The sequence below is a fragment of the Acutalibacter sp. 1XD8-33 genome, from assembly GCF_003612555.1.
GTDB lineage: Bacteria > Bacillota > Clostridia > Oscillospirales > Acutalibacteraceae > Acutalibacter.
This window is the reverse complement of record NZ_RAZF01000016.1, coordinates 1-11,787: the sequence shown is the minus strand read 5'-3', so window position 1 is coordinate 11,787 and position 11,787 is coordinate 1. Positions and strand designations below refer to the sequence as shown.

The 11,787-nt window shown below is 51.0% G+C and carries 12 protein-coding genes and 1 pseudogene; 2 read left to right on the top strand and 11 right to left on the bottom strand.

Annotated elements, in window-relative coordinates:
• Positions 1 to 51: 51 nt before the first annotated feature.
• The gene (locus tag D7X94_RS18790) at positions 52 to 228 is read right to left on the bottom strand and encodes a hypothetical protein (RefSeq protein ID WP_199715080.1); all 177 of its coding nucleotides are present in this window, start codon (positions 226 to 228) and stop codon (positions 52 to 54) included.
• A 538-nt stretch (positions 229 to 766) separates the two neighbouring features.
• Positions 767 to 1,252: a sigma-70 family RNA polymerase sigma factor gene (locus D7X94_RS11255; protein WP_120427797.1), complete on the bottom strand. Its 486-nt coding sequence runs from the start codon at positions 1,250 to 1,252 to the stop codon at positions 767 to 769.
• A gap of 499 nt (positions 1,253 to 1,751) precedes the next feature.
• On the opposite strand from D7X94_RS11255, the gene D7X94_RS11245 reads away from it, so the two are divergent.
• Positions 1,752 to 2,099: a helix-turn-helix domain-containing protein gene (locus tag D7X94_RS11245; RefSeq protein ID WP_120427795.1), complete on the top strand. Its 348-nt coding sequence runs from the start codon at positions 1,752 to 1,754 to the stop codon at positions 2,097 to 2,099.
• A 358-nt stretch (positions 2,100 to 2,457) separates the two neighbouring features.
• On the opposite strand, the pseudogene D7X94_RS11240 reads toward D7X94_RS11245, so the two are convergent.
• The 9 genes and pseudogenes from D7X94_RS11240 to D7X94_RS11190 form a co-directional block, all read right to left on the bottom strand.
• Positions 2,458 to 2,823 (bottom strand): annotated as a pseudogene (locus D7X94_RS11240) (response regulator); the annotation flags it as partial.
• Entirely contained in the window at positions 2,763 to 4,400 is a 1,638-nt protein-coding gene (locus D7X94_RS18175) for a hypothetical protein (protein ID WP_147401711.1), read from the bottom strand. The pseudogene D7X94_RS11240 and the gene D7X94_RS18175, both read right to left, overlap by 61 nt.
• Positions 4,388 to 5,578, bottom strand: a complete 1,191-nt coding sequence (locus D7X94_RS11220) for a hypothetical protein (protein ID WP_120427791.1) — start codon at positions 5,576 to 5,578, stop codon at positions 4,388 to 4,390. Before D7X94_RS11220 ends, D7X94_RS18175 begins: the two co-directional genes overlap by 13 nt.
• On the bottom strand, positions 5,575 to 6,489 hold the full coding sequence (locus D7X94_RS11215; RefSeq protein ID WP_442857905.1) for an ABC transporter ATP-binding protein: 915 nt from the start codon (positions 6,487 to 6,489) through the stop codon (positions 5,575 to 5,577). Before D7X94_RS11215 ends, D7X94_RS11220 begins: the two co-directional genes overlap by 4 nt.
• Positions 6,458 to 7,009, bottom strand: coding sequence for a hypothetical protein (locus D7X94_RS11210; protein ID WP_120427789.1), 552 nt, complete (start codon positions 7,007 to 7,009; stop codon positions 6,458 to 6,460). The genes D7X94_RS11215 and D7X94_RS11210 overlap by 32 nt, the downstream gene beginning before the upstream one ends.
• Positions 7,010 to 7,051: 42 nt before the next feature.
• Positions 7,052 to 7,597: a hypothetical protein gene (locus tag D7X94_RS11205; RefSeq protein ID WP_120427788.1), complete on the bottom strand. Its 546-nt coding sequence runs from the start codon at positions 7,595 to 7,597 to the stop codon at positions 7,052 to 7,054.
• 5 nt (positions 7,598 to 7,602) lie between these two features.
• Positions 7,603 to 8,598 carry a hypothetical protein gene (locus D7X94_RS11200; RefSeq protein ID WP_120427787.1) on the bottom strand — a complete coding sequence of 332 codons (996 nt, stop codon included), beginning with the start codon at positions 8,596 to 8,598 and terminating at the stop codon, positions 7,603 to 7,605.
• Between the two features lie 60 nt (positions 8,599 to 8,658).
• Positions 8,659 to 9,906: a HAMP domain-containing sensor histidine kinase gene (locus D7X94_RS11195; RefSeq protein ID WP_120427786.1), complete on the bottom strand. Its 1,248-nt coding sequence runs from the start codon at positions 9,904 to 9,906 to the stop codon at positions 8,659 to 8,661.
• On the bottom strand, positions 9,894 to 10,556 hold the full coding sequence (locus D7X94_RS11190) for a response regulator transcription factor (protein WP_120427785.1): 663 nt from the start codon (positions 10,554 to 10,556) through the stop codon (positions 9,894 to 9,896). The genes D7X94_RS11195 and D7X94_RS11190 overlap by 13 nt, the downstream gene beginning before the upstream one ends.
• Before the next feature lie 546 nt (positions 10,557 to 11,102).
• Between D7X94_RS11190 and D7X94_RS11180 the strand changes: the two genes are divergently transcribed.
• Complete coding sequence (locus D7X94_RS11180) at positions 11,103 to 11,459, top strand: helix-turn-helix domain-containing protein (RefSeq protein WP_105309553.1); 357 nt, start codon at positions 11,103 to 11,105, stop codon at positions 11,457 to 11,459.
• The last annotated feature ends 328 nt before the right edge of the window (positions 11,460 to 11,787 follow it).

The window sequence follows — 11,787 nt, the reverse complement described above, 5'->3', positions numbered from 1 at the left end:
AGCGCATGACACGCAAGGATGCGGCCAGCCGCGAGGTAATGTTGGATATGGTTAGGTAGCAGCGTGGCAGGGTGTCAGCTCCGCCATAGCGCGGCGGACCGCCAACTGCTCCAGGGTCTCACCCAGGTCTTTCTCGCCGGTGAACACGCTGGTTACGCGGTACAGCGTCTTGCCGATCTTGATTTCTTTGTACGAAGTGTTGATGCTGGGATTGGTCTGGTCTTTCATATGACGCACCTCCGTCCGATAACAGACCGATGCTTAAACTGCAAAATGCAGATAACTTCCGTTAAGAAAACAGCCGCGCCGGACATTGGCGGTGCCGCATGACTATCGCGGCGCAGTTCCGGCGCGACTGCTGGTTTATTTCCGTTTCGATGCAGTTTCACCGTATTTGCCACGCACCCCCGGCGAAAGGGGATATTGCAAGCCGCCCCTGGCGGGGCTGTCATAACTCCGCAGCATCGTTCTGAACGTGTGCCGCAGGGTTCCGTCTCAAGTCTGTGGACGGGCGTGAGCAAGTGTCATTATCCCCCGCGCAGTCATCGCGCCCGGTGTGCCAAACCGGGTCCAGGACTTACGTTGATCGCTCGGTCAGCTTGTCCATCACCTCCGAAAGCTGGCGGTCTTGGCGGCGCGTCCTGTGCCGCTGGTACGCGGGTTTTGTGCTTGCAATACCGTGTATTCAATTTTCGATGTACGAGTGAAGGTGAGGGAAAATGCGTCCTTCACCTACCGTCCTCAAAACGGGGTTTTGGTAGGGAGATCAGACCATTCTTTTCAAATATTCCAAAAGTTTTTTCTTTGCAGCCGCCAAACACTCAACAATGCTTGGATGCTGAACCCCCTCGGCCTCTGCAATCTGCCGCACTGTCAGGCCGTCTACAAAATACAGCCAAAGACGGCGGCGCTGGGCTGAGGTCAGGCAGTTATCAAGCCCCTCCATGAGCAGGCGGCGCATTTCTTCGCGCTCCCGCTGTTCCAGGGCCTCCACCAGCGTGTCCTCCGGCGATTGGACAGTGGTAGCCTTTTCAGGCAGGCCATGCAGGGACAAAGTACGCTTGGAGAGCGCGATGCCTGCGTTCTCAATCTGGTGGTAACTTTCATCAGACCACGCTTTCCACCGCTTAAATTCTTCCGGGCTGGAGAAGTCCGCCAAAGTGAGCCGCGTCAGCGTTCCAGCGGCGTCTATGTAAACAATGGCGTCCGGGTCTTTCTTGTTCAGCGCATAATCGCTTTTGGGGTCAAACATTTTGTTTCCTCCGTTTTTTTTGATGGCGTTGATGGGGGGCACATCGAAACGGAGGCGGCGGGCTGCGGCACCCGCAGGGGCTGACTTTTTTTCCTAAGATTCGACACGGCAGAGGGCCGGGTACTTCCATTGAGTACCCGGCCCTCTGCCGTGTTTCAGAACAATAATTCTTGTTTATATGCTTCTGTGGTTCTGATTGATAAGTAGAATGTGGCATAGCCGCCACAAGGCTTTTTTTAACAGATCACCTATTAGGAGCGGCCAGAACAGCTCACTCCTATAAAACAAAAACACCATAGCCATTCTCCTTAAACGGCGGCTATGGTGTTTGAGCGCGCGAAAGCGTTCCGCAAAGCTGCCGTTTTTTTAACAGCCTCACGGAATCGGTTTTTCTTGAAAGATTCAGTGAAAATCGGAATTATATTGCATGGTAGTCAGAATTGCGCGGGTATTCAAATCGTGCTTCCTGAACTATACAATACAGTTGAGGTGAAGAATTATGCCGAATGAAGTCTTAGTAGAAGGTGGAGCGCGGTTAAGGGCGGTCCGAAAAGAGCGGGGTTATACACAGGAGCGGTTGGCGGAATTGACAAAGCTCTCCACCCGCCATATCGCAGGCATTGAAAAAGGAGAGGCGAATCCGTCATTTGAAGTGCTTTATACCATCACAAGTGTACTTGGTGTTTCTTTTGACGCGATTTTCAATCCGACAGATGAACAGATGGAGCGCGAAATCCAGGAAATCACAGGGCTTTACCGAGCCTGTCCGGAGCAGGGACGGCAGATGGTCTTGGCGGCGATCCGCGCTATGGTGAATAAAATGATGGATACGAGCGGCGAAAACTAAATAATAAGGTGTGAGCCAGTGGGTAAGGACCGCCTTGCCCACTGGCTGTTTTTCTATGGACAAAGCATTACTTAATCAAATCCTGTTTGTGTGTGGAACTATTCACATAGGGAAACAATAGGGATTGCATTTTTCTTTTCTGCCGCTGGGCAGATTATTTCAGTTATTATGCCGATTGCCCTTTTTCCTTAAAGGGAAGTCCGCTAAAGAAGATAATTGCCGCACCGCTCTCCAACAGCAACAAACCTTGATAAACGCTAATGCCGTTTGAAACGGATTTGAAGGTAGCACCAAAGCTCTCTATTTGCAGGACGCAGTACCAGCAAAACGATAACAAAAATCCAACTGTAAGTTCACTTCATTCCACAAAGAACAGCACCCGCCGGATTAGCTCCGGGATATTTACCGGGGAGGTGATATAGTCGTTCACGCCCTCATGCCGATATTCATATTCCGTGGCAAGGTCGCTGTTCTCGGTGAGGATAAAGAACGGCAGAAGCCGGACAGGGGGATTCTTCATTTGGAACATCCCCGTCACCCGCCGCAGCGCATGAAACAACTCCATTGCTGTACCGTCCGGCAGTTCCACATCACACAAAATCAGTTCTATTTCCTTATCCTCAAAAATCCGGCGCTTGGCCTCCCCAATCGAGGGAATCAGAATCAGGTCAAAGCCCTTTTGCAGCATAGCAGCCCGCAGCACTCCGGCGCTGGTATCTTCCGCATTCCTTCTACGTTTGGGACAACCACTGTCTCCCATCCCGTCCAGCGGAACACCTTATAGAGCCGTCCGCCTTGCAGATAGTAGATGTAATTCCCATCTATGACAAAGGATGTGGAGCCCACATCTGCCAGCAGTTCGTCTACTGTCGGTTCATGGTCAAACAAGCCCCAAAAAGTCGCCGTGTTATCAGAGCCGGTGCTGAAGTAAAGCCGTGTGGAAAAATCCTTCAAGTCGATTCGGTAAATCTGAAAACCATCGCCCACCTCGCCGCTGGAAGCGTAGTAACAGGCGTCCTCGTCAACGTAGATGCTGGAGATCGCCCCGGATTGTCCAAAGGGATCACGTGTCAGCAGGATGGCCTCACCTGTGGCCTTGCTGGTCGCAGTGATGGTGTTCTCCACCATATCAAGCTCCACTGTATAGGCGCTGTTTTCTCCCTTGGACGCATCGGCCAGAAAATCATGCGTAATCTCACGGGAATTGCTGTACCCGCAGCCAGTCAATGAAACGGTCATACAGAGTATCAATGCCGCTGTCAGGAGAGGGCGAGTAGAAATGACCTTCCGCCTGCCAACATAAAACCTGAGACAGAGCCAAACCAGCAGACAGACAATAGCCAAGAACAGAATCACCAAAAGTCCAAACTGCTCCGGCGTGATACCCGGAAAGGTCACTATATCAATCAGGTTCCAGTCCTCGTCATATCCAACCTCTGTCAGTGTTCCCCACACATAGCCGGTTCCTGCCAGCAACCCCGCAGGAAGCGGAAGGACATATTTGAGAAAGCTGCCGCCGATCAAATGTGGCAGGATAGAAACCGCGATGCCGGAAAATGTAGTCAGTACCGTCTGCCGGAACAGGATGGAGAGCAGGGCAATCAGGATTGCAAACCAAGCAGCGCCCAAGCACCTGGACAGGACTACGATCCCATACGCCTGTCCAACGGAAATGAGATAGGGCGAATGTTCAAAAAAGGACAGGCTTTGCAGCGGATAGGATGCTCCATCCAGGCCGACCAACAAGGAGACAACAACAAACTGCACCAACTGAAACAGAGCCGTCGCCAGAACCGCCAGGGCCGCCATTACGCCTAATTTGATTCCAGCCAACCGCCCTCGGCCATTTCTGCAAGAACGGAGGATCTGCGCCATCCCACACTGGTATTCCCCACAAAATACTGGAACACAAAGCGCCAGCAGGAACAACAGCAGGATTACATTCACTCCATCGTGGGTCAGGAGTGTGTCCCATCCCCGCTCATCCATCAGGAAGCGATGGGCGGGGTCCTCTTTTGCGTAGTAATACTGGTTATAGATGGTCAAGAAGGCGGCTTTTCTGCCGTCATCGGAGCGGGTGGCTTCTGCGTATTCCGTCTCCATCTCCTGCGCTTTTTCCTCTGTCACCTCGCCTTGCCAGCGATCCATGTAGGCCAGATAAGTATCTTCATTCCGGTCAATCATATAACTGCTGTCGTAGCCGCTGCCGACGCAAAAGACTGCATAAGCCGCCAGAGCAATTAGAAGAAGTAAAAGCCCTTTATGATGAAATAATATCTTCTTTAATTCTACTTGCAGCATAATTTCCTCCTGATTGCTATGACCAGCAGACACGCGATTACAGCTTGAACGATCAGAACCACGAAAAGTCGGAGCAGATATACCCCGCCGATGCTCACCCCAGACAGGCTTTCCAGCAGTTTACTGCCGCTGGTCAAGGTGAATGGGCTGATGCAGGAGAGGGCCTGTTTCCACCACACGGGGGAGAGCGCCCAACCAGTGCAGTAGTTTAATGCCACGCCAAGCCCCAATCCCATCAGACATGGATAGAGTGATTTTTGGAAATAGGCGGACAGGAGAATCAGCAAGAGTGCTGTCACGCTGAAACCGATGGCCTTTAACCCGCAAATCAATCCATAGAACAGCAAAATCGAGCCGGAGAATGGAGTATATTGATAGCTTTCGATGGCATAGAGCGGGCTGCCCCAGCCATCAAAACCGCACAAAAGCCCAAATACCAGGAGGTTTAACAGGGCGAACAGGATTGTCGGTATCCATGCAAATATCACTCCAGCGCCGCATTTGGAAATAAGCAGAGGCCATCTGCCTCGTTTGCAGGAGGACAGAATCAGGGTCATCCCGTTTTCCTTCTCCCGCGTGAATGCGGGCGCTACCGCCAAAATGAGTAAAAGCAGGATCAGTAGATCGGAAAAGTCATAGGACAGTAAAGCTTCCCAGCCATCATACAGATAAAACGCAGGAATCGTTCGGCCTGCATAGTGATGGAGAATGTAGGCATTTTCTGCCGCTCCCGCTGTGTTACCGCTCTCTTGATAGAAAGTCATATTTTCTTTCGCCTGGGCCAGAATCTCCTCCATATCAGAGGAATACTTGACACTGTACTCCATGTGGGGATAGAAGTAACTGTGGAGCAGATAGTAGTCGCCAAAGATATAGCCGCTGTAAGTCTCCTCCTGCGGCTCCCGGCTATATGTTCCATCTGCCGTCAAAGCGTCCAACCGCTGGTACTCTGACGTGAGGAAGCGTACGGTTTCCTCTGTAATGGGGCCTTTGATCCGCTCATAGATGGTGTCGTAGCCTGCCTGCATTCCGCTTGTATTGGCCGCAACGGGCCGTATCTCTCCGGCGTGATAGTCCGCGATGATTTTGACCGTATTCAGACATAGGAACAGCGCCAGCGCAATCAGTGTATAGCGCCGCAGGATGCCTTTTCTGGCCTCCAAATAGAGAAAACTCATATCTGTCCCTCACTTGGCTGGAAAAAGGTGTGCAGGAACACTTCGTCCAGATTTGGGGATACCGGCTTTGCGCCTCGGAGCGGTTTCCCATCATCCACAATGCGCAGCAGATAGGAGCCATCCTGCTGCTTGATATTGCTCACGCAGTAGGTGTCCACCATCAGAGCCATATCCGCCTCGTTGGCTGATACCTCCCACACCTTTCCCTGGATGCTCTGCTCCAGTTCCCTGGGCGTGCCCTGCATGACCAGTGTACCCTTCCGCAACAGGAGGATCTCTTTGGCGATATATTCCACATCGGAAACAATATGGGTAGCTAAAAGGATGATGCGCCCCTTGGCCAGACGGGAAATGAGATTGCGGAAACGGATTCGCTCACCAGGGTCAAGGCCCGCCGTCGGCTCGTCCAGCACCAGCAGTTTAGGGTCGTTCAGAATAGCTTGGGCGATCCCCAGCCGCTGTCTCATCCCACCGGACAGCGCCCCGATCCGCTTGCTGCGGTTTTCCTCCAAATTGACGAAAACCAGCGCCGCGTCGATGCTCTCTTTTGCGTTCGCTACCCCTTTTACTTGGCACATATAGTCCAAAAATTCCTGTACGGTAAAATTTGCATAGAACTGAGGGTACTGGGGCATATAGCCAATCTGGTCAAAGTAGCGCCCGCCCATCTGGACGGTGTTTTCACCGTCCAGATGGATCACGCCGCCGCTGGCAGGCAGTATTCCAATCAAAATGTTGATCAGTGTCGTCTTACCGGCCCCATTTGGCCCCAACAATCCATAAACCCCTTCTGTCAGAGTAGCGGATACATTTTGGAGCGCGGGATATTTTCCATAAAATTTTGTGATGCTTTCAAGTTCCAGTTTCATCATGTATTCCTCACAGAAGGTCAACCGCTTGTGAGAGGGCATAGCCGTCATCCGTGCCCAGGGCTGCATAGGCGGAATGGCCGATGACCCAAATCTCATAGGGTTTGCAGTTTGTATCCATCGTATAGGTTTCATCCGCAACTTTTGTGCCATCGCTGACCTGATAGGCCCGCAGAGTACCGCTTGGGCTGTCTCCACCCGCACAGGTCACAATGTACTGGCCGTCTGCGGATACGGCGGCAATCCCGCTTTCATCTCCGCTCTCCACGTTGATTACCTTCCCCTGCTGCTGGGTCAAATCCAAAAAGAGGACGGAGCCGGTCTGCTTTGCGCCTCCCATGCTGGCGGGCAGAATCGTATCGGAAACAGCAGCATATTCTCCGTTTACAGAGAGCATGGAACCGGAAAAGCCCTCAGCAGAAAAAATAGCGGCGGTGTTGCTGCTCAGATCAATCGAGCCATAGGCCGTGGTATTTTCCTGCCCGTCCAGGCTTCCGAAAAAGGCCAAATAGTCTCCGCTGCCGCTGTACCCAACCGCCTCAAAATAAACGGTTTCGCTCATGGCCGGAGTGATTTCCGTCAGTTCCTGTGTATCAAAGGTATATTAATAGAGGCTGGGCCCTTCCGCATATACAAGGGTTTTCCCATCCGGCGCAGCAGCAAAGACAGAGCCCCAAAGACCATTTACCAATGCTTCGTCTGTCAATTCGTAGGTGCCCACCAGATTAAGGCTCTGATCGAATAGCCAGTAATACAGCGTCTCCACAGAACTGTCGCCGGAGATCACCGTGACCCCGCCGATGTCCTGCACATCCGCCGCTGCCTGACTGGACAGCATGACGATGACTCCCTGGCTGGTCTTGTCTGTCAGCAGGGGTGTTTGGGCGGTGTCAAAAGCATAGGTGGCTGTTACTTCGCCGGTAGATAAATCGGTCAGTTTCAGCTCATTGGTGGTATAATCGTACTCCGGCGAGAGAAAATTGGCTCCGCTGCCGGCTGTCTGTTCCGCCGATTCGTCAGGAGCCTGCTGGGAGTCCGCTGAGGGATTGCTGGACGAATTTCCGGTGTTAGCCGCCGGTTCGTTGCCTCCGCAGGCGGAAAACAGAGAAAGACTGAGTACAAGTGCAAGCAAAATACTGATTCTTTTCATGTTCGTCAAACCTCCCCGTTGACCAAAAGTACAGATGCTGTCTTAACTGGATTGTTGATCTCAAGCTCTCCATCCTCCGGGGTAACGGCAATGGCATAGACCGTGTTCAGCGTATCAAGTGCAGAGGTATCAATCTGGAATGTGGCTTCTACCATCTGGTTTTTTACAGTCCGAACAGAGAGATAGTCCGCTCCATTGAGTTGGACAGGCTGGTGGTTGATGAACAGAGTGATATTGAACTCCGCCTCCGGCCCGCCGTAGAGCTGCACAGTGATTGTCGCTGTTTTCCCATCTGCCTGGATGTAATTTCCATCTTCAACACCTAGGGACAAGGTTGCCGTCGTGTCCAGGATATCGGTCGCACCCCACGCAGCCAGGGTATCTAATACGTCCTGCGGCAAATCCACCACATTGTAGTCCGTACCGGCTGCGGCCAATGTCTGTACGGGGGCGTCTGCTGCAAAAGAAATCTGGCGGGATATGGTTGCAGATTCCTGGTGGTGGAAGCCATAACGCGGATTATCGGGCCCTTCTGCTACAAAACTGGGCTCCAGAATTGTGACAGCCATAACAGGGACGGTTTCCCCCGCTTTGCCGGTCACTGGCTGGAATACCATGTTGAAATTTTCTTGCTGTCCATAATCCAGGTTAAAGACCTGCATATAGCTTTCCTCAAGCTCTGTACCATCCTCATAGACTGCGGAATAGGGCTGGGCCATCCCATCCACAAATAGGAGGACGCCAATCTCTGTGGTTTTTCCAGAAGAAGCGCCAGTTATGGAGAACGGAATTTCCAAGGGCTCACCATCGTAGGTATAAACCATGTCCATCGGGTCTTGCAGACCAAATTCCGCAGAGCCCACCTCATTGTCCGCTGGTTCTTCCTCAAAATAGGCGTCCAGGTTGTCCGATTCATCCGTGGCTGGGTCGCTGGTCTGCGGCGCGCTGCACCCAGCCAGCAAACATACAAGTGCCAATGAAATAAAAAGAAATCTGTGCATAAAAATACTCTCCTTATCGTTAGGATAAGGAGAGTATAATTGGAAAAGGTCTACGATTGGTCAATCGGCATCAATTTTTTCCGCTTGTATCTGCATTTCTACGCAAGCTCCGTTGTTATTGCTCAGAGAGAGCGTTCCACCCTGTTTCTGACAAAGGGTGTTGCAGATCGAGAGGCCAAGCCCGAAGTGGTCATTTCCCGTATTTTCCTTGTAAAACGGCCTTGTGGCGGAGCGGAGGGATTCTTCTGAAAAGCCCTTCCCATCATCATGTACTTGAATTGTAAGCAGACCTTCTTGCCACCCGGCCTTTAATGTGATCTCACGGCGGGCGAAGCGCAGGGCATTAGAAATCACATTGTCGATCATACGATGTACCAAGATCCCATCCAGCATGACCTGAATATCCGGAACCCCACTAATATCCATAGAGAATTGAAGCTGGTGCTGCTGCGCTAAAACGGCGTATTCGTCCTCCTGTTCCTCAAAAAATTTCCGCAAAGAGCAGGATGTTGGCTTCACTGGGATGGCGTCCATCGCCTGTATCTCGCGCACCTGGTTTGCATACTGTTCCAGTCGGTCTGTTGCCAAAGAAAGATTGCGGATCGTGCCCATCAGTTTGTCCTCGCTGATGCGTCCAAGCGGAACATTATGCGAGAGATATTCTGTGTAGCCTTTCATCACGGTGATGGGGGTACGGAGGTCATGGGCGATGGAGGCGCTGAGCTTGCGCCGCTCCTCCATCATAGCCCAAGTCTCTTGATTATTTTTTAGGAGGGCGGCCCGCATGGTGTCCATCGCCCGACAGAGTTCACCCATTTCGTCCGAAGCGGGATAATCCAAACAAAAATCCAGGTCACTCTGTGATATGCGGTCGGCGCTCTGTAAGAGTAACGATAGCGGCTGTTTCAGTTTGATGGAATAGAACATCCAGGCGCAGAAAATCGTACCAAGCACGAAAAGCAAGGTCGGCACCAGGACTACGGCTGCTTTTGCCGCATAGTAGGCGACCCGTTGTGTATCGCTCAGGTTGGCGATTTGGTACTCGGTGGATAAAATCACAAGCTGTCCATTTTCCCCTGGGACGATCTGTTTATTATCTGCAATCACCAGGTTATATTCATCCTCAGTCTCTTGGGGCGGTAACACCTGGTAGTCAGTCACACTTTCCAAGATTTGATTTTGCACGTTGACACAGGTAAAAATGGTTACTGCTGAAATACCAGCTACAAGCACCGCCATAACAAGGACAAGTGATACAAAAGCCCGGCGGAGAGGCATGGAGTGAAGCCAGTGTTTTATTTTGCCCATTTATAGCCGCACCCCCAGACTGTTTCAATATACTGCGCCCCCAGCTTGTTTCGGATGCGGCGGATGTGTTCCTTCACCACAGCATTGTCAGCGGTGCCGTCAAAACCCCGCACCTGTTCATAAATGGTCTCCCGGCTGAATACCTGTCCAGGGTGGAGGGAAAGCAGTTCCACTATATCAAATTCCACCTTGGAAAGTTCTATGGGCTGGCCATTTCGCGAGACAGTCCTTGCGGCGTAGTCCACCACAATGTCTCCAAAGCCCCGGACACTGATTTTTTGCTGGATACGGCTCTCTCTGCGCAGGTGGGCCTCTACACGAGCAGTCAGCTCAGCCAGGCTGAACGGTTTCAAAATATAATCATCCCCACCGGCCCGCAAGCCTGCTACACGATCCGCTTCCTCAATCCGGGCGGTTAAGAATAGGATGGGGCAGGTTACATGATCGCGGATTGCCCGGCACAACGCAAGGCCATCCATCCCTGGCATATTGATATCCAGCAAAATAATATCTGGCTGCTGGGTCAGTTTTTGCAGGGCCTCTTCACCACTTTTTGCGGTAATGACCTGATATTGCTCCATTTCAAACTGATCCCGAAGCATATCTATAATCATCTGTTCATCATCTATGATCATAATCGTATAACTCATGGTTTCACCTCGCTCGCTGGTATCATAATAGGAAAAAGTCTATAATCAGTCAAATTCACTTTTTCGTTAATCTCATTGGTTGTTTTTTCCCTTCTTCCTACGTCTGTCAGCAGGCTTCTCTGCGTCTTTCGGTATCAGCCAGATTGTCGCCATCTTCACAGCCCCGAGGATACGGCTATCGGCGCAATAATAGTTTATCTGTCGAACTGAAACTCCCCATTTTTGGCTTGCCTCTTTTAATGTTATGTAGTCAATTTTGCACCTCCTAAAATATTATATTTTAGGGTTGAGCAAAACGCGAGTTTTGCAAAGTTGAGTCACAATATATAGGGATCAAGCGAGCCGGATAGCACTATTTATTGTATAGTCTTATGAGCAAATCGGAGTTTTGCTCAACCCTAATTATATTTCGTTTGCTCGAAGAATACAAGTTTATCCCTATCTATTGCTCCACAAAAATCAGCATAATCATACCGTTCATCAGGTACAATAAGGTTATTTCTTTGCATAAACCGGAACGATACAATATTCTTGAGGTGAACGATTATGCCGATTGATGATTTGACTGCTTTGGGGCAAAAAATGCGGGAAGCCCGAAAGAAAAAAGACCTGACACAGCAGGAGCTTGCGGATCTGAGCCATGTTTCTGTAAAGCAAATCGCCAATATCGAAAAGGGGAAAATGAATCCTTCTTATTTGATTTTAAGAGCATTGGCAAAGGTCCTGCACATCTCTTTAGATACGCTTATAAATCCAGATATTTCTCTGGAGGATGAGGGTGTCAATCAGATGAAAATGCTTTATTCCAGCTGTCCGCCAGAAATGCGTGACACCCTGTTGCATCACACCCAAGAAACGGTGAAAGAACTGACAGAGTTGTCCGAAAAATTTGAAACGAATTGAGCCAGTGAGTGAAATTTAACGATTCTCTCACTGGTTCTTTTCATTTTCGGAGAAAAGAGGCAAGCAGGGCATGATGGTCCCATCATGCCAAAAATGGACGCCCCGCCTCCCGGCGAGGCGTCCATTTTGCTTGTTGAGGGCAGCGCCCCCAAACCCCTTTGAACAGCTCCATTCTGGAGCTGGCTGCGCGTCCCTGGCGGGACGCTTGATGTGGGCCGCTGGCCCACAGAAGATGAGCGGAACATCAGCGTTCCTCTTCCCGGCGGTCCGCTTCCTTTTCCTGCTCCTGGGTCTCATAGCCCATGAGCTTCTGCACGTTGGCCCGGAC